Below are 24,349 nucleotides of genomic sequence, written 5' to 3'. Positions count from 1 at the left end.
TCCTTTGCTTTGAGTTTTTTGTTCCTTCGCTCTGGAGGTGACCATGGAAAGACGCATTCTTGGTTTGCTCGCGGGACTTGCGCTGGCGACCGGGGCGGCGGCCGCCGACTCCTACACCCTGGACCCGAGCCACACCTATCCGAGCTGGGAGGTGTGGCACCTGGGCATCTCCAAGTTCCGCGGCAAGTTCACCAGGAGCGAGGGCAAGGTGACCCTGGACCCGGCCAACAACACCGGCCACATCCTGGTCACCATCGATCCGGCCTCGGTGGCGAGTGGCCACGAAAAGCTGGATCAGCACCTCAAGACGGAGGATTTCTTCCACGTGGAGAGGTATCCCGAGATCCGCTTCGAATCCACGGCGCTGCGCTTCACCAGCGGCGTGTTGACCGGAGTGGACGGCAACTTAACCATGCTGGGGGTGACTCGGCCGGTGACGCTGAAAGTGCAGTCCTTCCGCTGCACCGAGCACTTTCGCTTGAAAAAGGAGGTGTGCGGGGCGGAGGCCACCACTACCATCAAGCGCTCAGACTTCGGCATGACCTACGCCCTGCCCCTGGTGGGCGATGAGGTGACCCTCAACATCGAGATGGAAGGCTTCAAGGATTGAGCCATCCCGCGGGCTCTGCCTCAAGCCAGGTTGCGCAGCTCCCGCAGCGCCACCAGCAGCATGGCCAGATCCGGCTGGCTGGCCGCCTGGAGCTCGGTGAGCATTTGCTGCAGGCGCGCCAAGGCCCCTTGATGGTCCGACGCCCAGGCTTGGATCAGGGCGTCCGCTTCCGCCAGTTCCGGCCTCGTCTTCAGGATCACCGCGACCAGGGCCCGCAGTTTCTCCCCTAGCTCGTCCCGCAGGGTGGTGCGCGCCAGCGCCTGCCAGTGGCTGTCCGTGGGCAGCAGCCCCACCTGCTCCCTCAGCCAGGAAAAGCGCAGCCGGGCCGCCAGCCGGAAATACACCTGGGCGACGCTGGACGCCGGACGGCCGGTGGCCCTGGAAACTTCTGCGATGTCCAGGGCCGCGTACAGGGGCTCGAGCCGGGCCACCCGCAGCGCCAGGGCGGCCGGCACGCCGCCCTCGGCGTATTCCCTCGTTTCCTCCTCGAGCCGCTCGCGGTCTTCTTCCTGCAGCAGCTCCCCCAGCTCCCCGGCCAGCGCTTCCACCGGCGCGCGGAACCGGGCGATGGTCTGTTCCAGATCGGCGGCGTGCAGCCGGTGGCGCAGGAACCACAGGGTGGCGCGCACCAGCACCCGGCTGGAGCGCACCAGCATGGCGGTCTGCAGACGGTCCGCCACCCGGTTGTCCAGGGCCTCGATCTCCCGCCATAGCTCGGGCATGTGGAACACCTCCCGGGCGGCCACGTAGGCGCGCACCACGTCGGCGGGCGCCGCCCCGGTCTCCTCCGTCATCCGGTGGACGAAGGCGCTGCCCATCCGGTTGACCAGGGCGTTGCCCACGTGGGTGGCGATGATTTCCCGTTTCAGGGGATGGCGCGCCATGTGGGCCCCGTAGCGGCCCCGCAGCGGCGTGGGGAAATAGTCCGCCAGGGCCCGGCCGATGAAGGGATCCTCGGGAACGCTGGACCGCATCAGCTCGTTGAACAGCCAGATCTTGCCGTAAGCGAGCAGCACCGCCCGCTCCGGGGAGGTCAGCCCGATGCGGGCGTTCCTGCGGGCGGCGATCTCCTCATCGGAGGGCAGGAATTCCAGCGCCCTGTTGAGCTTGCCTTGCCGCTCGAGATAGCGCATGAAGCGCGCCTGGGCGTCCAGCACGGCGACCCCCATGGCGCCGCTCACGGCCAGGGACTGGGCCTGGTCGTAGTTGTCCCGCAGCACCAGCCGCGCCACTTCGTCGGTCATCTCCTCCAGCAGTCGGTTACGCTGTTTCTCGGTGAGCTCGCCCTCCGCCACCACGGCGTCCAGCAGAATCTTGATGTTCACCTCGTGGTCGGAGCAGTCGACGCCGGCCGAGTTGTCGATAGCGTCGCTGTTGATCAGCCCCCCCTTCAAGGCGTACTCGATGCGGCCCCGCTGGGTGAAACCCAGGTTGCCCCCTTCCCCCACCACCCGGCAGCGCAGCTCCCGGGCGTCCACCCGCACGGCGTCGTTGGCCCGGTCGCCCACGTCGGCGTGGGACTCGGCGCTGGCTTTCACGTAAGTGCCGATGCCGCCGTTGTAGAGCAGGTCCACCGGGGCCTTGAGGATGGCGCGAACGAGGTCCGCGGGCGTGAGCGCCTCTGCGTCGATCCCCAGGGCCCGGCGCGCCTGCGGAGAGAGGGTAATGGACTTGGCGCTGCGGGGATACACGCCGCCACCCTGGGAGAGGAGCTTCGGATCGTAGTCGGCCCAGGAGGAGCGGGGCAGCCGAAACAGCCGCTCCCGTTCCCGGTAGCTCGTCTCGGGATCCGGATCCGGGTCGATGAAGACGTGCCGGTGGTCAAAGGCGGCGATCAGCTTGATGTGGCGGGAGAGCAGCATCCCGTTTCCGAACACGTCCCCCGACATGTCGCCGATGCCCGCCACCGTGAAATCGGTCGCCTGGATGTCCACGCCCAAGGTACGGAAGTGTTTCTTCACGGACTCCCACACCCCCCGGGCGGTGATGCCCATCTTCTTGTGGTCGTAGCCGGTGGAGCCCCCGGAGGCGAAGGCGTCGCCCAGCCAGAACCCGTATTCCCGGGCGATGCCGTTGGCGATGTCGGAGAAGGTGGCGGTGCCCTTGTCCGCCGCCACCACCAAATAGGGATCGTCGTCGTCGTGGCGCACCACGTCCTGCGGCGGCACCACCCGGCTTCCGATCCGGTTGTCGGTGAGATCCAGCAGTCCCCGGATGAAGACGGAATAGCACGCCATTCCTTCCTTGAGCAGGGCCTCCCGGTCATCCCCCGGAGGCGGCTGCTTCACCACGAAACCGCCCTTGGCCCCCACCGGCACGATGACGGCGTTCTTCACCATCTGGGCCTTCATGAGACCCAGGATCTCGGTGCGGAAGTCCTCCATCCGGTCGGACCAGCGGATGCCGCCCCGCGCCACTTTCCCGCCCCGCAGATGCACTCCCTCCACCCTAGGCGAGTAGACGTAGATCTCGAACATGGGCCGGGGTTCGGGCATCCCGGGCACCTTGGACGGATCGAGCTTGAACGAAAGGTAGGGCTTGGCCCGGTCGTCGCTCGTTCGCTGGTAGAAGTTGGTGCGCAAGGTCGCCAGGACGAGCGCCAGGAAGCGGCGCAAGATACGGTCCTCGTCCAGGCTCGCCACCTCTTCCAGGGCCTCCTCGATCTCCCGCGCCAAGGCCTGGGCCCGTTCCTGCGCCCCCGCGGGGCGCCAGGGATCGTGGCGTTCGTGGAACAGGGCGATCAGTTTGGCGGCGATGCCGGGATGGGCCGCCAGCGTGTGCTCCATGTACGCCTGACTGAAGGCGGCTCCGCACTGGCGGGAATACTTGGCATAGGCCCGCAGCACCGCGATCTCCCGCCAATGGAGGCGGGCGCCCAGCACCAGCCGGTTGAAGTCGTCGCTCTCCGCCTCGCCGCGCCACACGTGCAGGAACGCCTCCTGGAACAGCTCCCGCACTGCGTCGATGTCCACTTCGGCGCCCTTGCCGGTGGCAAGCCCCATGTCATGGATCCACACCGGCGCGGCGCCTTCCGGCTTGATCTCGTAGGGGCGCTCGTCCAGCACCTGCACGCCCATGTGCTCCAGCATAGGCAGGCTCTGGGACAGGGGCACCGGAGAACCGCGCCGGAACAGCTTGAAGCGCAACTCACCTTCGGGGGCTTCCAGGGGCAGGTAGAGGCTCATGCCCAGGCCCTCCTCCCCGAGCCCCTCTATGATCTCGATGTCGTGGACCGCGGCGCGGGGGCTGCACTCCTCCCGGTAGCCCGCCGGAAAGGCGCCCTGGTAGGCGCGGGCGAGCCGCGTGCCCCGCTCCTCCCCCAGCCGGGCGATGAGGGCTTCCGCCAGGTCGTCCTCCCAGCGGCGCGCCACCCGCGTGAGCCGCGCTTCCAGCTCCCGCACGTCGTAGTCCGGCACCGTCCCGGGCCGGGTGTGGACCACGATCAGCACCCGGGCCAACACCGATTCGGTCAGGCTCACGCTGAATTCGCTGGAGACGCCGTTGAACGCCTCCATCAGCACCTGCTGCATGCGCTGGCGTACCTCGGTGTTGTAGCTGTCCCGCGGGACGAAGATGAGGCAGGAGAGAAAGCGGCCGAAACGGTCGCGGCGCACGAACAGCCGCGTGCGCTGGCGCTCCTGCAGACGCAGGATCCCCATGGCGATCCGCAGGAGCTCGTCGGCGGAGATCTGGAACAGCTCGTCCCGGGGATAGGTCTCCAGAATGGTGAGCAGGTTTTTGCCCATGTGGCTGCCGGGCAGCAGCCCCGCCCGCTGCACCACCGCCTGCACTTTCCGGCGCAACACCGGGATCTCCTGGGCGCTGGCGCTGTAGGCGGTGGAGGTGTAGAGCCCGAGGAAGCGGCGCTCGCCCACCACGCGCCCTTCGGCGTCGAAGCGCTTGATCCCCACGTAGTCCATGTACCCGGGCCGGTGCACGGTGGCGCGAGAGTTGGACTTGGTGAGGATCAAGAGTTCGGGCACCCGCGCCTGCTCCCGCACTTCCGGCGGCAGGATGGCGAAGCTCACCGACCGGGCCTCGCCCCCCTTTTCCCGCAGGATGCCGAGCCCGGAGCCCGGCACCACCTTGAGCACGTCCTCGCCCCCCTCGGTGGCCAGATCGTAGTCCCTGCAGCCGAGGAAGGTGAAATGATCGTTCATGAGCCACTCGAGGAAGGCGATGCCCTCGACCATCTCCTCCCGCGCGAGGGGCGGCGGCGACTCGCGGATCGCCTCCACGGTCTCGCGCATGCGCTGGACCATGGGCTTCCAGTCGTCCACCGCGGCGCGCACGTCCTCCAGCACCCGGAGGAGCCCCTGCTCCAGCCGGGCCAGGTCCTCCGGATCCGTCTCCCGGCTCACCTCTACGTGCATGAAGGATTCATAACGGGCGTCCTCCGCCTCCTCCGCCGCGGTGGGCTCCAGCGGCAGGATCTCCAGCAGGTTCCCCTCTCTGTCCCGCCGCACCCGCATCACCGGATGGATGATGAGATGGATGGTGTAGCCCTGGCGGTTGACCTCCATGCGCACGGAATCCACCAGGAACGGCCGGTCGCTGTTCACCAGCTCGATGACCGTATGGGGGCTCTGCCAGCCGTGCTCCTTAATCCGGGGGTTGTAGATCCGCACCTTGGGCCCGTCTCCGGAACGGCGGCGCGCGAAATGCCATTGGGATAGGGCGGCGCCGTACAGGTCGGCCGTCTCCCGCTCCCGCAGGTCCTCCAGGTCCACCTGCCGGTAGAACTGCCGGGTGAACTCGGCCACCTGGGCCTGCTCCCGCAGGGGAACGCGGGCGCGGATCAGGGCGAGGACATCCTCGACCAGCTCGGCGTTGTCTTCGTCACGCAGGTTCACGGGCGCTCCGGGAGCGGGTCTTGCAGGGCCGCCGGAGGGCGGCCCTGCAGAGCGAGATTAGCGGAAATCCCCGCCCCTGAGAACGACGGCGCGGATTTCGGCGCGCTTTTCCGGGGCGTTCCGGGCTATGCGGCCCGTTTCCACATGCCGGTGGAAACGTAGCGCTCCCCGGTGTCGTTGAGCAGGGTGACCAGGGTGCGGAAACGGCCGGTGGCGGCGAGCTGCAGCGCCCCGTGCACGTAGGCGCCCGAGGAGGGGCCGACGAACAGGCCTTCCCGGGCGAGCCGGCGGCACAGCGCCACCGCCTCGTCCAGAGTGACGGGGATGCGCTGGTCAATCAAGGCTTCGTCCAGGATGGCGGGCACAATGTCGCCCGGGTGGCCGAGGGGCTTCAACCCCTCGACTCCCGGGAAGGTCTCGGGAATGACCGCCGCCACGTGGGCGTCGGGGCGCGCTTCCTTGAGCCGACGCCCGACGCCAGTAACGGTGCCCCCGGTGCCCACCCCGGCGACGAAGGCGTCCGGAGGGCCCAGCCCTTGCTGGGCCAACTGGTCCAGGATCTCCCGGCCGGTGGTCTCGTAATGGGCGCGCCAGTTCTCCGGGTTGGAATACTGGTCGCAGTACCAGTAGCGGTCGGGATAGGTCTCGGCCAGCCGTTTCGCCTCCCGTAAGGCGAAGTCGTAGCCCTCCAGGGGATCGGTAAGGATCAGTTCGGCGCCGTGGGCGGCGATGCGGGCGAGGCGCTCTTCGCTGGCGTTGCCCGGCACCACTAGGGTGATCGGGATGCCCAGGGCCGCCCCCAGCATGGCGTAGGAGATGCCGGCGTTGCCCGAGGAGGAGTCCAGCAGCCGACGCCCTCCGGCGAAGCGCCCGTCGGCCGCGGCTTGCATCAGCATGCGGGCTACCGGCCGGTCCTTGATGGAACCGCCCGGGTTCACGCTCTCCAGCTTGGCGAACAGCCGCACCCCCGCCTCCCGGGCGAGCTGGATCTCCACCAGGGGAGTCCCCCCAATGCGAGCGATGAGGGGATGGGAGGCGAGGGCTTCCGGCCGTGCCGGCTTCATGGCGTGGCGCTGGCACAGAAACGCTCGTAGTCGATGTAGCCGGGGAACTGGGCCCCGTCGCCGCAGTAGCGGCAACTGGGGTCCCGCTCCAGGGCCAGCTCGTCGAAGCGCCCGCACAGGGCATCGTAGTAGAGGAGCCGCCCCACCAGGGGATCGCCGATGCCCAGGATCAGCTTGATGGCTTCGGTGGCCTGGAGCAGCCCGATGATCCCGGGCAACACCCCCAGCACGCCAGCCTCGGCGCAGGAGGGGGCGAGCTCCGCCGGTGGGGGCTCGGGATAGAGGCAGCGGTAGCAGGGCCCGCGGCGCTTCGGATACTGGGGCCAGAACACCGTAGCCTGGCCTTCGAAGCGGAATACCGATCCGTGCACGTTAGGAATCCCGAGTTTCACGCAGGCGTCGTTCACTAGGTAGCGGGTGGGAAAGTTGTCCGAGCCGTCCACCACCAGGTCGTAGCCGGAGAAGATCTCCTCCACGTTGCGGCTGGAGAGGTGGGTCTCGTAACCCACCACCTTCACCGCCGGGTTCAAGGCGTTAAGGGTCTTCTTGGCGGAAGCGACCTTGGAGGTGCCCACCCGGTCGTCGGTATGGAGCACCTGGCGCTGCAGGTTGCTCCGATCCACCACGTCGTGGTCCACGATCCCCAGGGTGCCCACGCCGGCGGCCGCCAGGTACAGGGCCGCGGGACTGCCCAAGCCGCCGGCGCCGATCAGCAGGACCTTCGACTGCGTGAGCTTGAACTGGCCCGCCTCCCCCACCTCCGGCATGAGGAGATGGCGCGAGTAGCGCTCGCGATCGGCGGGCTCGAAGCGGGGCGGCACTTCCACGGGCAGTCCTTCGTTCTTCCAGCGGGTGAAGCCCCCCGCCATGGAATAGACGTGCTTGTACCCGAGCCGCTTCAGCTCTTCCGCGGCGAAGAGGGAGCGCACCCCGCCCGCGCACAGGGTGACGATGGGACGCTCGTAGTCCGGCACCGCATCCTCGATCTTGAGCTCCAGGTAGCCCCGCCCGAGCCGGTGCGCCCCCGGGGGGCTGCCTTGGGCGATCTCCTCTGCTTCCCGCACGTCCACCAGGGCCGCGCCCTTGGCCTGCAGGGCCAGGGCCTCGGTGGGCGTCACCTCGGGAATGGTGCGCTTGAGCTCCGCCAGTCTCAGGTCCCGCGCTTTCATGACGATCTCTTGAAGAGCAAATCCCACTCGCCGCGCCGCGACGTACGTCCACCCCCCGCCACCGCCGGAACGATGGAGATCACGTCTCCGTCGGCCACAGGAGTCGCCAGGCCGCTCAGGCTGCGCACGTTGCGCCCGGCGACGAAAACGTTCACGAACTGCCGCAGTTCCCCGTCGGGCCCCAGCACCCGCGGCAACAATCCCTCGTGGCGGCGGCCGAGGGCCTGGAGCGCCTCCCCCACCGTGGCTGCGGAAACCTCCACCTCCTCGGCGCCGCCGGTGTGAGGGCGAAGCGGCATGGGAATGCGGATTTTGACCGTGGTCATGGGGTCACCGTCTCCTCTTCGAACGCGCCGTCCTCGAGCCGCCAGGAGCGCAAATCCGTGACGCCATTCGGACCCACGGAGGCGATCAGGTACGACCACCCCTCCCAGGCGTGGGCCCGGTCGGTGGCGGAGGGCCGGGCCGGATGGTCCGGATGGGAATGCCAGATGCCCACGATGGAAAGCCCCCGCTCCCGGGCGGACTCGTCGGCCCTTAGGTAATCCTGGGGATCCAGCAGGTAGCGGTCCCGGGCCCGCTCCTGGTTCAGGTTACAGGCCGGGAAGACTTCCACCACTTCGGTGACGCCATCGCGGCTGCGGCCGATGAGGACGCCGCAGGTTTCCTGGGGATAGCCCTTTTCCACCCAGGCTCGCAAGCGCTCTTGCTCGGCTGCGGGCAAATGGAGCGTTGCCATCGAGCTTCCTCCGTTGGCCGATCGGCCCGCCGGCGGGCGGGTGCAGAAGCGCCTATCCAGCGGGCTGATCGCAGACCTGCACTATCCCGTTCTCCACCCGCACCGGGAAGGTGGCGACGCCCTCGTACGCCGGGGGGGCCAGCACCTCTCCGGTCTTGATGGAAAAGCGGGCTCCGTGGCGCGGGCACACGATCACGTCGCCCTCGATGTCGCCGCTCGCGAGATCCCCGCCGTCGTGGGTACAGAGATCCTCGATGGCGTAGAACTCCCCGTCCAGGTTGATCACCGCCACCGGCCGCCCGTCCAGATCCACGGTGCGGCAGGCGCCCGGAGGGATCTCCTCCACGGGAGCGACGTCGTACCACTCGGCCATGTCGGATGAATGAATCAGTCGTCGAAAGCGAGGCACCGGGCCTTCGGCTCTCCGGTTCTCACAACATCCCCAGTTGCAGCTTCGCCGCCTCGGACATGCGCTCCATGGTCCAGGGCGGCTCCCAGGTGAGTTCCACCTTCACGTCCTTCACCCCTTCGACGGCGCTCACCCGGTCCCGGACCACGTCCGGAAAGGTCTGGGCCACGGGGCAGCCGGGGGCCGTGAGGGTCATGGTGATCGCCACCTCTCCCTCGGGCGTCACCTCCAAGCCGTACACCAGTCCCAAGTCGTAGATGTTGACCGGGATCTCGGGATCGTAGATCTCCCGCAGCGCCGCGATCACCTGGCCCTCCAGCCCTTCCTGGGGGATCGCCTCGTCCTGCCTTTGCGCCACGTCTTCCCAATGGGTGCTCATGGGCGTCTTTTCACTCCGTGGATACCGGCGTCTTCTGGTCGCTCAAGGCGGCGTGGAGGGTATGCCAGGCCAAAGTCGCGCACTTCACCCGGGCCGGGAATTCCCGCACGCCCGCGAGCACTTCTAGCTTGCCCAGGTCGGCGTGGCTGCCTTCGTCCGAGTCGGTCACCATGGCATGGAACGCGTGGAACAGCCGCTCCGCCTCCTCCAGGGTCTTTCCCTTGAGCGCCTCGGTCATGAGGGACGCGGAGGCGGTGGAGATGGCGCAGCCCGACCCCTGGAAGCTCACGTCGCCGATCGTGTCGCCCTCCAGCTTCAGGTACACGGTCACTTTGTCCCCGCACATGGGGTTGTAGCCGTCGGCATGGCGATGGGCGTCCTCCATCTTCCGGAAATTGCGCGGGTTCCGGTTGTGGTCGAAGATGACTTCCTGGTACAGCTCCCGCAGGTCCGCCACGATTCAGCCTCGTCGTCGCTAAGGGTCCGAAACAGGCCTCAGCCGAAGACTTCCTGCACCTTGCGCAAGCCCGCCACCAGGGCATCCACGTCCTCCCGGGTGTTGTACAGGGCGAAGGACGCGCGGGCGGTGGCCGGCACCCCATAACGGTCCATCACCGGCATGGCGCAGTGGTGCCCGGCGCGGATCGCCACCCCCTGGTGGTCCAGGATGGTGCCGATGTCGTGGGGATGCACCCCGTCCATCACGAAGGACAGGATCCCGGCCTTTTGCCGGGCGGTGCCCACCAGGCGCAGGCCCTTGATCCCGGCGACCGCTTCGGTCGCGTACTCGAGCAGGGCGTGCTCGTGGGCGGCGATCGCCTCCATGCCGATGCCCGCCACGTAATCCAAGGCCGCCCCCAGGCCGATGGCGCCGGCGATGTGGGGCGTGCCCGCCTCGAACTTGTAGGGCAGGTCGTTGTAGAGGGTCTTCTCGAAGGTGACCACCTTGATCATGTCGCCCCCGCCCTGGTACGGCGGCATGGCCGCGAGCAGCGCTTCCTTGCCGTAGAGGGCGCCGATCCCGGTAGGGCCGTAGATCTTGTGGCCGGAGAGGGCGTAGAAGTCGCAGTCCAGGGCCTGCACGTCCACCGGGACGTGGGGAGCCGCCTGGGCCCCGTCCAGCAGCACCTTGGCCCCCACGGCGTGGGCCCGCTCCACGATGCGCCCGACCGGGTTGATGGTGCCCAGGGCGTTGGACACGTGCACCGCCGCCACGATCTTGGTGCGCTCGGAAAGGAGCCGCTCGAACTCCTCGAACACCATCTCGCCGGCGTCGTTGATGGGCGCCACCTTGAGCACGGCGCCGGTCTGCTGGCACGCCATCTGCCACGGCACGATGTTGGAGTGGTGCTCCATGGCGGTGATGAGCACTTCGTCGCCGGGCTTGAGAACGGCGCGCCCGTAGCTCTGGGCCACCAGGTTCACGCCCTCGGTGCAGCCGCGCACGAACACGATCTCCCGTGCCGAGCGGGCGTTGAGGAACCGGGCGACCTTCTCCCGGGCCCCCTCGTAGGCATCGGTGGCCTTCTGGGACAGGGCGTGCACGCCGCGGTGCACATTGGCGTTGTACTCCTCGTAGTAGCGCCGCTCGGCCTCGATCACCGCCGCCGGCTTCTGGCTGGTGGCGGCGTTGTCCAGATAGACCAGGGGCTTGCCGTAGACCTGCTGCTTGAGGACGGGAAAATCCTCCCGCCAGCGATATGCCGGGGCCACGTGCCGGACCAGAGCTTCCTTCGTCGCGCTCATACCAGTTCCCTGATGGCTTCACCCTCGGGCAGGCGCCCGATCACGAATTCCTCCAGCCGCACCCGCAGAGGTTTCAGGCCGATGCGGTTGATGACGTCGTTGGCAAACGCGTAGGTAAGAAGATTCCTTGCCGCCACATCCCCAATGCCGCGGGAACGCAGATAAAACAGCATATCCTCGTCGAGCTGCCCCACGGTGGCGCCGTGGGCGCACTTCACGTCGTCGGCGTAGATCTCCAATTGGGGCTTGGTGTCCACTTCGGCGTCCTGGGAAAGGAGCAGGTTGTTGTTGGTCTGCTCCGCGTCGGTCTTCTGGGCGCCCGGATGCACCACCACCCGTCCGCTGAACACGCCCCGGCCGGCCCCGTCCAGCACGCCCCGGTAGTACTCCCGGCTGGTGCCGCGGGGTTTGGCGTGATCGATGCGGGTGTGATGATCCACGTGCTGGCGCCCGCCCACCAGGTAGAGTCCGTTCAGGGTCGTTTCGCACCCCTCGTCGTCGAGCGCCACGGCGATGTCGGTGCGGGCGAGCTGGGCCCCCAGCGCCATGGAATGGGAGACGAAACGGCTGTCCCGGCGCTGCTCGGCATGAATGCCCGCCAGGTGGACGGTCTTCACGTCCTCCTGCTGCAGCTTCACGTGCTCCACCGCCGCGCCGGGGCCCACCGAGATCTGGGTGAGGGTGTTGGTGAACGCCACCGCCCCGGGCACGCCCGCGTAGTGCTCGATCACCAGGGCCTGGGCTCCCTCCTCGGCCAGGACCAGGTGGCGCAGGTGGGCCGCCCGCCCGCCGCCGCTCGCGAGGATCAGCAGGTGCAGGGGCCGGGGAAGCTTCACCCCGGGCTGCAAATGAACGACCGCCCCGTCCCGGGCGAAGGCGGTGTTCATCGCGGCGAAGGCGCCGCCCGGCGCCTCGGCCCCGAAATACGGCGCGAGTAGCGCCGACCCCTGCTCCAGAAGCCCGCCCAGCCCCGCCACCGTGGCGCCCTCCGGCAACTTCCCCAGCCGGGAAAGCTGCGGCACGAAACAGCCGTCCACGAACACGAGCAGGTCCGCGTCCAGGTGGGCGAAGCGGTGGATCGCCAGGGTACTCTCGAGCCCGCTGGACGGTGCGCTCCCCGCGGCCGGCGGGAAATGCCGCCGCTCCAGGGGCGCGACGCTGGTGTACTTCCAGTCCTCGTCCCGGAGCGTCGGAAAGCCCAGGGCCCGGAAACGCTCCAGGGCCCGCTCCCGCGCCTTGCGCACCCAGGGCACCCCGTGCCCCGGAAGCAGGTCGGCCACGGCCGCGTAGTCGTCGGCGTAGCGGGCCGCGGCGTTCGCCTTGAGATCGTCCACCTTCACGTCCGCGCCTCCTTGCCTTTGCCCCCGTGGGCCGCCATCCAGGCGTAGCCGTGTCTCTCCAGCTCCAGCGCCAGCTCCCGCCCGCCCGAGCGGATGATGCGGCCCTGGGCCAGCACGTGCACGAAATCCGGCACGATGTAGTTGAGCAGCCGCTGGTAATGGGTCACCAGCACCATGGCGCGCTCGGGGCCGCGAAGCGAATTGACCCCTTCCGCCACCACCTTGAGAGCGTCGATGTCCAGGCCCGAGTCGGTCTCGTCCAGGATCGCGAGCTTGGGCTCCAGCACCGCCATCTGCAGGATCTCGTTGCGCTTCTTCTCGCCGCCGGAGAAGCCCTCGTTCACCGAGCGGTAGAGGAACTCCTCCGGAATCTGCACCAGCTTCATCCGGTCCTTCACCAGCTTCAGGAAGTCCATGGCGTCCAGCTCGGGCTCGCCCCGGGCCTTGCGCACCGCGTTGACCGCCGCCTTGAGCAGGTAGACGTTGGAGACGCCGGGGATTTCCACCGGGTACTGGAACGCCAGGAAAATGCCCGCCCGGGCCCGCTCCTCGGGCGGCAATTCGAGCAGGTTCCGGCCCATGTAGAGCACTTCGCCCTCGGTCACCTGGTAGCCTTCCCGGCCGGCGATCACGTTGGCGAGGGTGCTCTTGCCCGAGCCGTTGGGCCCCATGATGGCGTGCACCTCCCCCGCGTTCACCTTGAGGGAGAGCCCCTTGAGGATCGGCTTGCCCTCCACCGTTACGTGCAGATTCCTGATTTCCAGCATCGTCATGTCCTTTCGAGATCCTCGATCCTCAGCCCACGCTTCCTTCCAGGCTCACCCCCAGGAGCTTCTGCGCCTCCACCGCGAACTCCATGGGCAGCTCCTTGAACACTTCCTTGCAGAAACCGTTGACGATCATGGAGACCGCGTCCTCGGCGGAAATGCCCCGCTGCATGCAGTAGAAGAGCTGGTCCTCGCCGATGCGGGATGTAGTGGCCTCGTGCTCCACCCGCGCCGTCGGATTCTTGACCTCGATGTAGGGGAAGGTGTGGGCCGCGCACTTGTCCCCCATCAGCAAGGAATCGCACTGGGTGTAGTTGCGGGCGTTGTCGGCGCCCTTGAGCACCTTCACCAGGCCCCGGTAGGCGTTGCGGCCGTGGCCGGCCGAGATCCCCTTGGAGACGATGGTGGAGCGGGTGTTCCTGCCGACGTGGATCATCTTGGTGCCGGTGTCGGCCTGCTGGTAATTGTTGGTGAGCGCCACCGAGTAGAACTCGCCCACCGAGTTGTCCCCCTTCAGGATGCAGCTCGGGTACTTCCAGGTGATGGCCGAACCGGTCTCCACCTGGGTCCAGGAGATGTGGCTGTTCGCCCCGCGGCACTCGCCCCGCTTGGTCACGAAGTTGTAGATGCCCCCCTTGCCTTCCTTGTCCCCCGGGTACCAGTTCTGCACCGTGGAATACTTGATCTTGGCGTTGTCCAGCGCGATCAGCTCCACCACCGCGGCGTGGAGCTGGTTCTCGTCCCGCATGGGCGCCGTACAGCCCTCCAGGTAGGAGACGTAGGAACCCTCGTCGGCGATGATCAGGGTGCGCTCGAACTGGCCGGTGGACTTGGCGTTGATGCGGAAATAGGTGGACAGCTCCATTGGGCACTTGACCCCCTTGGGCACGTAGACGAAGGAGCCGTCGGAGAACACCGCCGAGTTGAGGGCGGCGAAGAAGTTGTCGGTGTAGGGCACCACGCTGCCGAGGTACTTCCTCACCAGTTCGGGGTGTTCCCGAACCGCCTCGGAGAACGAACAGAAAATGATCCCCATGGCCGCCAGCTTGTCCTTGAAGGTGGTGGCGACGGAGACGCTGTCGAACACCGCGTCCACCGCCACGCCCGCCAGGATCTCCTGCTCCTTCAGGGGAATGCCCAGCTTTTCGTAGGTGCGCAGCAACTCCGGATCCACCTCGTCCAGGCTCTTCGGCCGCTCCTTCTTGGTCTTGGGCGCGGCGTAGTAGTAGATGTCCTGGTAGTCGATCTTGGGGTAGCGCACGCTCGCCCACCCGGGCTCCCGCATGGTGAGCCAGTGGCGGTAGGCCTTGAGGCGCCACTCCAGCATGAACTCGGGCTCCTCCTTCTTCGCCGAGATCAGGCGGACGATGTCCTCGTTCAGCCCCTTCGGGACGAAATCCGTCTCGATGGGGGTCTCGAAGCCGTGCTGGTATTCCCGGCGAATCAGCTCGTCCAGTTGCTGTGCGGCCGTCGACATGGAAGAGTCTCCTCTGGCAATCCGTTCAAGCGTTGACCCGGACCCGGCGGTGGGCGAGCAACTGGTCGGCGTTGATCACCGCCAGGGTGGGCTGGGCCATGTCCGCCAGGGTCACCCCCGTGAGCGCCTGACGCACTGCGGCGTTGATTTTCATCCAGTTCACCCGCACCGAGCAGGAGGTCTCCTGCTCGCACGACCCCGGGGCGCTCGAGCACTCCGTGAGTCCGATGGGCCCCTCGATGGCGTCGATGATCTCCATGAGGGTAATGGCCTCCGGCGCCCGGGCCAGGCTGTAGCCTCCCCGCATGCCCCGGTGGGATACCAAGATGGCCTCCCGGGCCAGGATCTTCAGGATCTTGCTCACCGTGGGGAGCGAGATCTGGGTGGCAGCGGCGATTTCGGCGGCGTTGTGCACGCCCGCCGGGTGGCGCGCCAGGTAGGTCATCACCAACGTGCCGTAATCGGCCAGTTTGCTCATGCGGATCATGGAGATTCCCGCTCCCCTGGGATTTAGGACTATTTTAGTCCTGTATCGTTTCCCGGTTCAACAAAAATTTCTCATATTGCTTCGCAGCAAGCTTATAATCCCTTTAGAAATCATGGATATAACCAACGGCCGGCGAAACCGTCCGAGAGCGATTCTAACGCCGTGAAACAAAGAAGCTTTCTGGCCCTGGGGCCCCAGGGCTTCCACCGTCTCGCCTACACGGAATGGGGCGATCCCCGCAACCTTCACGTGGTGATCTGCACCCATGGTCTCACCCGCAACAGCCGGGACTTCGATACCCTGGCCCGGGCCTTGGCCGGGGACTACCGGGTGATCTGCCTGGACGTGGCCGGCCGAGGCAAGAGCGAGTGGCTGGCCGAGCCGGCCCATTACGGCTACCCCCTTTATGTCTCGGACGCGGCGGCGCTGGTGGCCCGGGTGACCGGACCCCGTCCCTCCCTCTGGTGGCGCTTTTTCGCCTTCCTGACCGGGCGGGACCCCCAACCCAAGGTGGACTGGGTGGGCACCTCCATGGGCGGTCTCATCGGCATGATGCTGGCCGCTCGGAAAAATTCCCCCATTCGCCGGCTGGTGTTGAACGACGTGGGGCCGGTCATTCCCCGGGAGGCCCTGAACCGGATCGGCCGCTATGTGGGCAAGGACCCCCGGTTCGATAGCCTGGAGGCCTTCGAGGCCTATTTGCGGGAAATCCACGCCCCCTTCGGGCCCCTTTCGGACGCCCAGTGGCGCCATCTCGCCCTTCACAGCCACCGGCGTACGGAAGACGGGCGCTACGCGCCCAACTACGACCCGGCCATCGGCGAGGCTTTCCGCCGGCCCTTTCTCCAGGACCTGGAGTTCTGGGACGTGTGGGACGCGGTCCGCTGCCCCGTGCTGGTCTTGCGGGGCGCGGATTCGGATCTCCTGACCCTGGATACGGTGCGGCGGATGCAGGAGCGGGGCCCCGGCGCCCGTTACGTGGAATTTCCGGGGGTCGGCCATGCCCCGGCCCTCATGAGCGAAGACCAGATCCGGCCCATCCGGGACTTCTTGCGGGCAAAAGCGCCTTGAGGCGCCGTATCGACGATCCGGGTCTACGACACTATCTGTGGGAAATTCGACTCCGGGACGTCATCGCGGCCTGGTTCGGGCACTCCCGACTTGCCGCCAATCGTTTGTTCAGTAAGCGCTTTCATCGCGATGCCGCGACGCGCAACACCTGGCACAGTGCTTGCAGCGCTCCGAACGCGGGGGCCGTTCGCGACGGCTCTGGGCACGACACCGAGAACGGGACGACCAATGTTGAAGCTCATCCACACCGCCGAGCAGTCCGCCGGACCTTCAGGGAAAGGCCCGGCAGCGGGCATGGACCTCCAGGGCTTGCTCGATCGCCTGGACCAGATGGTGTACCGCTACCGCACCGATGGGGAAGGGGCCATGGAGTTCGTGGGCGGCGGCTGCCTCGTGGTCACGGGATTCCCCGCCGACGACCCGGTGTTTCGCTCCCGCGCGGCCTTCGAGGAATTGATCCTGCCCCAGCACCGGCGGCGCGTGCGCCGGGCGATCGAGGAGGCCCTGGCGGCCTGCCAGCGCTTCGAAGTGGAATACCGCCTGATCGACGCCTTCGGCCAGGCGCGCTGGGTGCTGGAGCGGGGCATCGGCATCATCGATGCCAACGAGCGCTGCGTCGCCGTCGAGGGCACGGTGACCGACATCACCGCCCGCAAGCATTGGGAGCGCTCCCTCAGGAAGTCCGAAGAGCGCTTCCGCGGCACGGTGGAACACGCGGCCGAAGGGATTTTTCAATGCACGCCCGAGGGCGCCTGGCTCTACGCCAATCCTGCCGCGGCCTCCCTCTTCGGCTACGGATCCCCCCGGGAGCTCATGGCCTCCGTCTCCAACATCGCGCTGCAACTGTACGCAGAGCCCGCCCGCTTCGCCGAGTTCCAGCGGCGGCTGCGGGAGGAAGGAACGGTCATCGACTTCGAGGTGGAGATCAACCGCAGCGACGGGGAAAGCCTGTGGGTGCTCCAGAGCGGGCGCGCGGTGTACGGAAAACGGGGCGAAATCGCCTATTTCGACGTCTTCGTTCGGGATGTAACCGAGCGCAAGCAGCACCTGGAAGCGATCCAGCACCAGGCCACCCACGATCCCCTCACCGGGCTACCGAACCGCAACGACCTCTACCGGCGCCTGCAGCAGGCCATGTCGGAAGGCGCCCGCAGCGGCTCGCCCCTGGGGCTCGCCCTGCTGCATCTGGACGGGTTCCAGGAGATCAACCGGCGCCTCGGCTACTTGATGGGGGATCAGGTGCTGCGGGCCGTGGCTCAGCGCCTGGGCGTCTCGGTGCGGGAAAAGGACGCCGTGGTACGCATCGGCGGCGGACAGTTCGCCTTGCTCCTGCCCGGCGAGCCCGACGGGGGCGCCATCATCGATCAGGTGAACCGAGTGGTGCAGGTGGTCTCCCAGCCCCTCCTCCTCGGGGGCGAGGAGCTGTGCCTCACCTTGAGCGTGGGCTTGAGCCTGTTCCCCGAGCACGGGGGCAGCCCCGAGAAGCTCTTCATCCGGGCCGAGGAAGCCATGAACGCCGCCCGGGACGCGGGCGGCAATACCCTGCGCCTGTATCGTCCCACCGAGTCCACGGTGAGCGACACAGCAAGCGGCACCTGGTCCAAGGCTCCCAGTGCGGCGGGGCCCCTGGACCCCCTCAAGCGCCTGTACGCCCGCCTGCGCCCCCAGTCCCGGCCTTGACGCGACCCCGGGCCGGGCGGAAGATGGTACGAATCGCGCCGCCCTTTCACCGCTTTCTTTCCTCTCATCCCATGCTCATCTTCGAGCTGATCGCCGAGCAGCGCATCCAGGAAGCGATCGAGGCCGGAGAATTCGACAACCTGCCGGGGGCCGGCAAGCCCCTCGCCCTGGACGACGACTGCATGGTGCCCGAGGCGCTGCGCGTCGCGTTGCGGGTGCTCAAGAACGCGGGCTACGTGCCGCCGGAAGTGGAGCAGCTCAAGGAGCTGCGGGAGCTCACGCGCTACATCGAAGCCGCGCCAGAGGGAGAGGAGCGGCGCCGGGCGATCGCCAAGCTCAACCTGCTGTCCCTTCGCCTCTCCCTGTCCCGGGGCCTGGGGGGAAGCTTGCGCATCGACTCCCAATACTACGAGAAGGTCATCCATCGCCTGGCGGGCCATCACGGGAAGTGATGGGGCGTCGCGGTCCGCGAGGTGTCGGCGCGGTAAAAGCGTCAGAGCATCTCGATATAATAAAATTTCATCGCATCGCACCCTTTTCCGAGCATGCTGTTTCTCGAGCTCAATCACGGCAAGTGCAAGACCTATCTGTTAGGCTGCGACGAGACCCGCCGGGCCGCCCTTATCGATCCGTTGCGCGAGCGGATCGAGCGCTACCTGGGGGTGCTGGCCTATCACGGCTACCGGCTCGAGTACGTAATCGACACCCACACCCACGCCGACCACCGCACCGGCCTCTTCGAGCTGGGGGAGCTCACCGGCGCGAAGCGGGTGATGCACCGCCAAGCCCCCGCCCCCCACGTGGACCTGCACGTGGACGAGGGCGACGCGCTGCGAGTGGGAAATCTGACGCTCAAGGTGTTGCACACTCCGGGCCATACCCCCGACAGCATGAGCCTGTACGCGGAAGACCGGGTGTTCACGGGGGACACCCTCCTCATCCGCGGCACCGGCCGAGCGGACTTCGCCGGCGGCGACCCGGGCCTGCAGTATGACAGCATCGTGGGCAAGCTCTGCTCCCTTCCCGACGAGACCCTGGTCTACCCGGCCCACGACTACCGCGGCAACACCCGCTCCACCGTCGGCGAGGAGAAGCGCCTGAATCCGCGGCTCGCCGGCCGCACCCGAGAGCAGTACGTGGAGCTCATGAACAACCTGGGGCTGCCCCTGCCGGAGAAGATCCAGGAGGTGCTCCAACCCAACCAGACCGCCCTGGACGACGACGTGGTCCACTTCCCCACCATGGCCCAGCTTTCCCAGGTGCGCCAGCTTTCGCCCGAAGAGGTTTACCAGCTCGTTCAAGGCGGCCAGGACGTCCTGCTGCTGGACGTGCGCGAGCCCGAGGAGTACCGGGGCGAGCTGGGCCACGTGTCCGGCAGCCGGTCGATCCCCCTCAAGGAGCTGGCCAACCGCGCCGGGGAGCTGGAGGCTCTCAAGAGCCGACCCGTGGTGGCCATCTGCCGCGCCGGCGTGCGCAGCACCACGGCGGCGGCGATCCTCACGAGCCTGGGGTTCGAGCAGGTATACAACCTCAAGGGCGGCATGCTGGCCTGGAACGACCGCAGGCTGCCGGTGGAGCGTTGAGCTCCCAGCCGCCTCCTGGGGTCGGGACGCGCTCTCAAATCTCGGCGATCAGGCCACGGCGGGATCCTTTTCCGAAACGGGCGAGCCCTTTCGAGTCGCCGTGTTCCATGCCCCGCTCCAGCCCATCCCCTATTCGACCGGGAAGCCGGCCGCCTTCCACTCCGGGAAGCCATTCTGAAGGCGCCGGGCCTTCAAGCCTTTCTGGCGCAGCCGCGCCACCGCCTCGAAAGCCAGCACGCAATAGGGCCCCCGGCAGTAGGCCACGATCTCCCGGTCCCGGGGGAGCTTGGACAGCCGGCCCTCCAGCTCGGCCAGCGGAATGTTGATGGCTCCCGGCAGGTGGCCGGCGGCGTACTCCTCGGGCGGGCGCACGTCCAGCACCGTGACCAGGCCCTTGCGCGCCCGCTCCAGCAGCTCCCGGGCCGGAATGGGCTCCAGGTCGTCCCGGCTGGTGAGGTAGCTGCCCACCAGTTTCTCCACCTCGGCGATACGCCGCTCCGCCACCTGGCGAAGGGTGTGCAGGAGTCCCACCACGTCGTCCCCGGCGATCTCGTAGTAGACGCGTAAGCCCTCCTTGCGCGCCACCACCAGCCCGACCTGCCGCAAAGCCTGCAGGTGCTGGGACGTGTTGGCCACCGACAGGCCGGAGACCTTGGCCAGCTCCTCCACGCTGCGGGGCCCCTGGGCGAGAAACTCCAAGAGCTCCAGCCGGTTGGCACTAGCCAGGGCCCGAGCCACCCGGGCGAATTGGGCGAACAGCTCGTGCTTGGCACCTGGTCTTGACATGACCGGAGAGTCTTCTCTACAATTCAATTGAATACTTGAATACTAACCCATTTTCCCCACGCTCCGAAAGAGAAGCGCCGGGAGCAGGAGGAAGGCTTTTGAACGGTAACGAGTTTTTCGCCGCATGGGAAGTGCCCTTGCGCCTTGCCGCATTCTTCGGCGTGCTGGGCGCCATGGCCTTCTGGGAGCTCAAGGCGCCGCGCCGGGTTCTGGCTCTGCCCCGATGGCAGCGCTGGCCCGGTAACCTGGGGATCGTGGCCCTCGACGCCCTCCTTGTCCGGCTTCTGGTTCCCGTGGCGGGCGCGGGAATGGCGATGCTCGCCGCCGCCCAGGGCTGGGGGCTGTTCAACCAGGTGCCGGTTCCGTTCTGGCTCGCCGCCTTCCTCTCGGTGGTTCTCCTCGACCTGGCCATCTACGTGCAGCACGTGGTCTTCCACGCGGTACCCGCGTTGTGGCGCGTGCACCGCATGCACCACGCGGACCTGGATTTCGACGTGACCACGGGCGCCCGCTTTCATCCCATCGAGATCGCGCTCTCCATGCTGATCAAGCTGGGCGTGATCGTCGCCCTGGGGGCACCCGCTATGGCGGTGGTGTTGTTCGAGATCCTGCTCAACGCCACGTCCATGTTCAACCACGGCAACGTGCGCCTTCCCGCGGCGGTGGACCGGGTGCTGCGATTTTTGATCGTGACGCCGGACATGCACCGCGTCCATCATTCGATCAAGCGCCGCGAGACCGACAGCAACTTCGGCTTCAATCTATCCCTGTGGGACCGGCTGTTCGGCACCTACCGGGCCCAGCCGGAGGGCGGGCACGAGGGGATGACCCTCGGAATCCCCGATTTTCGCGACCCCCGCGACTGCGCGACGTTGCCGGGCATGCTGGCCATCCCCTTCCGCGGCCGCGCCGGGCGCGCGCCCCGTCTCGAGCGCGGCCATGAAGGCCGCTAGCCTGCTGCGCGGCGCCCTTGCGCTCCTGCTCGCCGGCGGCATCGTGGCCGCCGCCGTTCACTCCGGTGGCGCGGATTCCCTCGAGCTGCAGGCGCTGCTCGAGCGGGCGGGTGTGGCCGCCCCCCTTGTCTTCATTGCCATCTATGCGGCGGGGGCGGTGCTCTTTCTGCCCGGCTCGGTCTTCACCATCGCCGCAGGCGCCCTGTTCGGGCCGGTGGCGGGCGCGTTCTATAGTCTCGCGGGCGCAACCCTCGGCGCGACGCTGGCCTTCCTCTGCGCCCGTTACGTGGCCGGCGAGTGGGTGCGGCGGCGCGCGGCCGGCCGCCTGCAGGCGTTGCTCCAGGGGGTCGAAGCGGAGGGCTGGCGGTTCGTCGCGTTCGTCCGGCTGGTGCCGCTCTTTCCGTTCAATGGACTGAACTACGCGCTGGGCCTCACCCGCATCCCGCTGGCGCAATACGTCGCGGCCTCCTATGTCGCCATGCTGCCGGGGGCGGCGGCATATGCTTATCTGGGTTATGCCGGTCGGGAGGCGTTGACGGGAAGCGAAACCCTGATTCAGAACGGGCTCATCGCCCTGGCGCTCCTGGCGGCGGTGGCGTTCCTTCCGCGCCTGGTGCAGCGCTTGCGCCGTCGCGGGATGGATACCATGGCGGAGATCATCGACGCGCCGACGCTCAAGCGGCGGCTTGAAGGTGGCGAGCCGCAGGCGATCCTGGACGTGCGAAATCCCGACGAGTATCACGGCGAGCTAGGCCACATTCGCGGCGCGCTCAATATTCCGGTGGCCGCCCTGCCGGACTCGCTGCCCCAGCTGGGGCCGTTCAAAGACAAGTCCCTCGTCGTCGTGTGCCGGACCGACAAGCGCTCGGCCAAGGCAGCGGAGCTGCTGCGGGGGAAAGGGTTCCGCCGCGTCCTGGTGCTCCGGGGCGGCATGGAGCAGTGGAACCGGGAAGGTTTTCCGGTCACCCGCTCGACTCCTTCCAACCCGAAAGGAAACCTTCATGGGCAGAACCCTCATCATCCTTAACGATCCACCCTACGGCACGGAGCGCAGCTACAACGGCCTGCGCCTGGCCATTTCTCTCCTCAAGACCGAGGGCGAAGCGGTCCGCGTTTTCCTGATCGGCGACGGGGCCGCCTGCGCCAAGAACGGCCAGAAGGTGCCCCAGGGCTACTACAACATCGCCGACATGCTGGGCATGGTCGCCCGCCGCGGCGGGCAGATCGGCGTATGCGGCACCTGCCTGGACGCCCGGGGCATCGCCGACGCCGAGCTGGTGGAGGGCGCCCAGCGCAGCACCATGGCCGAGCTGACCGCCTGGACCCGGTGGGCGGACAAGGTGGTCCCGTTCTGAGGCCGACCCGAGCGGGCGGCCCGTAACGACCAACGTAAGGGCGCTCAGGGCGCGCTTTCGAGCTTGGGCCGCGGGATGGCGGGCGCCTGCCCGCGCTTGTAGACCATGAGGGTGCGCTTGAACGTGATCACCACCACCCCGTCCTGGTTGTAGCCCGTGGTCCTGATGGTCACGATGCCCACGTTGGGGCGCGACCTGGATTCCCTCTTCTCCAGCACCTCCGACTGGGAGTAGAGGGTGTCGCCCTCGAACACGGGGTGCGGCAGCCGGATCTCGTCCCAGCCCAGGTTGGCGAACACGTTCTGGGACACGTCGATCACGCTCTGGCCGGTGACCAGCGCCACCGTGAAGGTGGAATCCACCAGCGGCCGCCCGAACTCTGTCTGGGCCGAGTAGTGGGCGTCGAAGTGAATCGGAGCCGTGTTCTGGGTGAGGAGCGTAAACCAGATGTTGTCGGTGCGGGTGATGGTGCGCCCGAGGGGATGGGGGTACACGTCGCCCACCTCGAAGTCCTCGTAGAACCGCCCGCGCCAGCCTTCCTTCAGCGCCATCGCTGTCTTCCCCCGTTCAATAGGACCTGGGGAGCCCCAGCACGTGCTCGGCCACGTAGGCCAGGATCAAGTTGGTGGAAATCGGCGCCACCTGGTACAGGCGCGTCTCCCGGAACTTGCGCTCCACGTCGTACTCGGCGGCGAAGCCGAACCCGCCGTGGGTCTGGAGCGCCACGTTGGCCGCCTCCCACGACGCGTCGGCCGCCAGGAGCTTGGCCATGTTGGCCTCCGCCCCGCACGGCTCGCCCCGGTCGAACAGCTCGGCGGCGCGAAAGCGCATGAGGTTCGCCGCCTCCACGTTCACGTAGGCGCGGGCGATGGGAAACTGGACCCCCTGGTTCTGGCCGATGGGCCGGTCGAACACCACCCGCTCCCGGGCGTAGCCGGCCGCCTTCTCGATGAACCAGTAGCCGTCGCCGACGCATTCCGCCGCGACCAGGATGCGCTCCGCGTTCATGCCGTCCAGGATGTAGCGGAAGCCCTGGCCCTCCTCCCCGATCAGGTTCTCCGCCGGGATTTCCAGGTCGTCGAAAAACACTTCGAAGGTTTCGTGGTTCACCATGTTGCGGATCGGGCGCACGCTCGCCTGCTTCCCCAAGACTCCCCGCAGGTCCACCAGGAACACCGACAGGCCTTCCCCTTTTCGCTTGACCTCGGAGAGGGGCGTGGTGCGGGCGAGCAGCAGCATCAGGTCCGAGTGCAGCACTCGGGAGGTCCACACCTTCTGGCCGTTCACCACGTAGCGGTCGCCTTTTTTCACCGCCGTGGTCTTGAGCCGGGTGGTATCGGAGCCGGTGGTGGGCTCGGTGACGGCGAAGGACTGGAGCCTCAAGCGCCCGGCGGCGATCTCCGGAAGATATTTCCGCTTCTGGGCTTCGGAGCCGTGCCGCAAGAGCGTCCCCATGATGTACATCTGGGCGTGGCACGCCCCCGAGTTGGCGCCGGAGCGGTTGATCTCCTCCAGGATGACGGAGGCTTCCGTCACGCCCAGCCCCGCGCCGCCGTATTCTTCCGGAATCAGGGCCGAAAGCCAGCCCGCCTCGGTCAGCGCCCGGACGAATTCCTCGGGATAGGCCCGCTCTTCGTCCAGCCCGCGCCAGTACTCGGGAGGAAACGTCCGGCACAGGGCGCGGACCGCGCTGCGCAGCTCGGGGTGGGAGGCGGCTCCTCGAAACTCCATCACGGGAAGGCGGGCTGTCACGGTGAAAAAACGCCCCGCTATCTTTGCGGCAACGGCGCAGGGTGTCAACGCCGTGTATGAGTCCACCACCTTTGGCACTCGGGTTGGTGTTGGAGGAGGAATGATAGAGGAGTGCGCTGGCCGAGGCGA

The 24,349-nt window shown here is 67.5% G+C and carries 24 protein-coding genes; 8 read left to right on the top strand and 16 right to left on the bottom strand.

Features of this window, described 5'->3' with window-relative positions:
- Positions 1-43: 43 nt before the first annotated feature.
- A complete protein-coding gene (locus tag ACTFO6_RS11575; RefSeq protein WP_439934617.1) occupies positions 44-610 on the top strand; it encodes a YceI family protein in 567 nt (188 codons plus the stop codon).
- A gap of 20 nt (positions 611-630) precedes the next feature.
- Here the strand turns inward: ACTFO6_RS11575 and ACTFO6_RS11570 are convergent, their stop codons facing one another.
- The 13 genes from ACTFO6_RS11570 to ACTFO6_RS11510 all read right to left on the bottom strand — a co-directional run bounded on the left by ACTFO6_RS11570 (position 631) and on the right by ACTFO6_RS11510 (position 15,040).
- Complete coding sequence (locus tag ACTFO6_RS11570) at positions 631-5,463, bottom strand: NAD-glutamate dehydrogenase (protein ID WP_439934616.1); 4,833 nt, start codon at positions 5,461-5,463, stop codon at positions 631-633.
- 125 nt (positions 5,464-5,588) lie between these two features.
- Positions 5,589-6,527, bottom strand: coding sequence for a PLP-dependent cysteine synthase family protein (locus ACTFO6_RS11565; protein WP_439934615.1), 939 nt, complete (start codon positions 6,525-6,527; stop codon positions 5,589-5,591).
- Positions 6,524-7,696: a molybdopterin-synthase adenylyltransferase MoeB gene (gene moeB / locus ACTFO6_RS11560; protein WP_439934614.1), complete on the bottom strand. Its 1,173-nt coding sequence runs from the start codon at positions 7,694-7,696 to the stop codon at positions 6,524-6,526. The genes ACTFO6_RS11565 and moeB overlap by 4 nt, the downstream gene beginning before the upstream one ends.
- On the bottom strand, positions 7,693-8,022 hold the full coding sequence (locus ACTFO6_RS11555; RefSeq protein WP_439934613.1) for a ubiquitin-like small modifier protein 1: 330 nt from the start codon (positions 8,020-8,022) through the stop codon (positions 7,693-7,695). The genes moeB and ACTFO6_RS11555 overlap by 4 nt, the downstream gene beginning before the upstream one ends.
- The gene (locus ACTFO6_RS11550) at positions 8,019-8,435 is read right to left on the bottom strand and encodes a Mov34/MPN/PAD-1 family protein (RefSeq protein WP_439934612.1); all 417 of its coding nucleotides are present in this window, start codon (positions 8,433-8,435) and stop codon (positions 8,019-8,021) included. The genes ACTFO6_RS11555 and ACTFO6_RS11550 overlap by 4 nt, the downstream gene beginning before the upstream one ends.
- Positions 8,436-8,487: 52 nt before the next feature.
- Positions 8,488-8,808 (bottom strand): Rieske (2Fe-2S) protein, encoded by a 321-nt coding sequence (locus tag ACTFO6_RS11545; RefSeq protein ID WP_439934611.1) that lies wholly within the window; start codon positions 8,806-8,808, stop codon positions 8,488-8,490.
- A 58-nt stretch (positions 8,809-8,866) separates the two neighbouring features.
- Positions 8,867-9,223 (bottom strand): SUF system Fe-S cluster assembly protein, encoded by a 357-nt coding sequence (locus tag ACTFO6_RS11540; protein WP_439934610.1) that lies wholly within the window; start codon positions 9,221-9,223, stop codon positions 8,867-8,869.
- 10 nt (positions 9,224-9,233) lie between these two features.
- The gene (gene sufU, locus ACTFO6_RS11535; protein ID WP_439934720.1) at positions 9,234-9,683 is read right to left on the bottom strand and encodes a Fe-S cluster assembly sulfur transfer protein SufU; all 450 of its coding nucleotides are present in this window, start codon (positions 9,681-9,683) and stop codon (positions 9,234-9,236) included.
- A gap of 35 nt (positions 9,684-9,718) precedes the next feature.
- Positions 9,719-10,969: a SufS family cysteine desulfurase gene (locus ACTFO6_RS11530; protein ID WP_439934609.1), complete on the bottom strand. Its 1,251-nt coding sequence runs from the start codon at positions 10,967-10,969 to the stop codon at positions 9,719-9,721.
- On the bottom strand, positions 10,966-12,309 hold the full coding sequence (sufD, locus tag ACTFO6_RS11525) for a Fe-S cluster assembly protein SufD (protein WP_439934608.1): 1,344 nt from the start codon (positions 12,307-12,309) through the stop codon (positions 10,966-10,968). Before sufD ends, ACTFO6_RS11530 begins: the two co-directional genes overlap by 4 nt.
- Positions 12,306-13,076 carry a Fe-S cluster assembly ATPase SufC gene (gene sufC / locus ACTFO6_RS11520; RefSeq protein WP_439934719.1) on the bottom strand — a complete coding sequence of 257 codons (771 nt, stop codon included), beginning with the start codon at positions 13,074-13,076 and terminating at the stop codon, positions 12,306-12,308. Before sufC ends, sufD begins: the two co-directional genes overlap by 4 nt.
- Before the next feature lie 28 nt (positions 13,077-13,104).
- Entirely contained in the window at positions 13,105-14,553 is a 1,449-nt protein-coding gene (gene sufB / locus ACTFO6_RS11515; protein WP_439934607.1) for a Fe-S cluster assembly protein SufB, read from the bottom strand.
- Positions 14,554-14,578: 25 nt separating this feature from the next.
- Positions 14,579-15,040 (bottom strand): SUF system Fe-S cluster assembly regulator, encoded by a 462-nt coding sequence (locus ACTFO6_RS11510; RefSeq protein ID WP_439934606.1) that lies wholly within the window; start codon positions 15,038-15,040, stop codon positions 14,579-14,581.
- 162 nt (positions 15,041-15,202) lie between these two features.
- Here ACTFO6_RS11510 and ACTFO6_RS11505 point away from each other — a divergent pair, with 162 nt between their 5' ends.
- The 4 genes from ACTFO6_RS11505 (at position 15,203) to ACTFO6_RS11490 (ending at position 19,374) form a co-directional block, all read left to right on the top strand.
- Positions 15,203-16,111, top strand: a complete 909-nt coding sequence (locus ACTFO6_RS11505; RefSeq protein WP_439934605.1) for an alpha/beta fold hydrolase — start codon at positions 15,203-15,205, stop codon at positions 16,109-16,111.
- A 228-nt stretch (positions 16,112-16,339) separates the two neighbouring features.
- The gene (locus tag ACTFO6_RS11500) at positions 16,340-17,791 is read left to right on the top strand and encodes a diguanylate cyclase domain-containing protein (RefSeq protein WP_439934604.1); all 1,452 of its coding nucleotides are present in this window, start codon (positions 16,340-16,342) and stop codon (positions 17,789-17,791) included.
- Between the two features lie 23 nt (positions 17,792-17,814).
- Entirely contained in the window at positions 17,815-18,243 is a 429-nt protein-coding gene (locus tag ACTFO6_RS11495) for a DUF1992 domain-containing protein (protein ID WP_439934603.1), read from the top strand.
- Between the two features lie 93 nt (positions 18,244-18,336).
- Entirely contained in the window at positions 18,337-19,374 is a 1,038-nt protein-coding gene (locus ACTFO6_RS11490; protein ID WP_439934602.1) for an MBL fold metallo-hydrolase, read from the top strand.
- Between the two features lie 129 nt (positions 19,375-19,503).
- Here ACTFO6_RS11490 and ACTFO6_RS11485 read toward each other — a convergent pair whose 3' ends face one another.
- Complete coding sequence (locus ACTFO6_RS11485; protein WP_439934601.1) at positions 19,504-20,160, bottom strand: ArsR/SmtB family transcription factor; 657 nt, start codon at positions 20,158-20,160, stop codon at positions 19,504-19,506.
- A 98-nt stretch (positions 20,161-20,258) separates the two neighbouring features.
- Between ACTFO6_RS11485 and ACTFO6_RS11480 the strand changes: the two genes are divergently transcribed.
- From ACTFO6_RS11480 to ACTFO6_RS11470, 3 genes are read left to right on the top strand one after another with little or no spacing between them, the layout of a single operon-like run.
- Positions 20,259-21,113, top strand: a complete 855-nt coding sequence (locus ACTFO6_RS11480; RefSeq protein WP_439934600.1) for a sterol desaturase family protein — start codon at positions 20,259-20,261, stop codon at positions 21,111-21,113.
- Positions 21,100-22,140 (top strand): VTT domain-containing protein, encoded by a 1,041-nt coding sequence (locus tag ACTFO6_RS11475; RefSeq protein ID WP_439934599.1) that lies wholly within the window; start codon positions 21,100-21,102, stop codon positions 22,138-22,140. Before ACTFO6_RS11480 ends, ACTFO6_RS11475 begins: the two co-directional genes overlap by 14 nt.
- On the top strand, positions 22,115-22,468 hold the full coding sequence (locus tag ACTFO6_RS11470) for a DsrE/DsrF/TusD sulfur relay family protein (RefSeq protein ID WP_439934598.1): 354 nt from the start codon (positions 22,115-22,117) through the stop codon (positions 22,466-22,468). The genes ACTFO6_RS11475 and ACTFO6_RS11470 overlap by 26 nt, the downstream gene beginning before the upstream one ends.
- Before the next feature lie 44 nt (positions 22,469-22,512).
- Here ACTFO6_RS11470 and ACTFO6_RS11465 read toward each other — a convergent pair whose 3' ends face one another.
- Both ACTFO6_RS11465 and ACTFO6_RS11460 read right to left on the bottom strand, forming a co-directional pair.
- Complete coding sequence (locus ACTFO6_RS11465; protein ID WP_439934597.1) at positions 22,513-23,019, bottom strand: MaoC family dehydratase; 507 nt, start codon at positions 23,017-23,019, stop codon at positions 22,513-22,515.
- Positions 23,020-23,035: 16 nt separating this feature from the next.
- Positions 23,036-24,199, bottom strand: coding sequence for an acyl-CoA dehydrogenase family protein (locus ACTFO6_RS11460; RefSeq protein WP_439934718.1), 1,164 nt, complete (start codon positions 24,197-24,199; stop codon positions 23,036-23,038).
- Positions 24,200-24,349: the final 150 nt, after the last annotated feature.

Source organism: Pelomicrobium sp. G1 (genome assembly GCF_051905455.1).
In the GTDB taxonomy this organism is placed as follows: domain Bacteria; phylum Pseudomonadota; class Gammaproteobacteria; order Burkholderiales; family UBA6910; genus Pelomicrobium.
The sequence above is the reverse complement of the archived record's forward strand: the minus strand, read 5'-3'. Positions and strand labels throughout refer to the sequence as shown.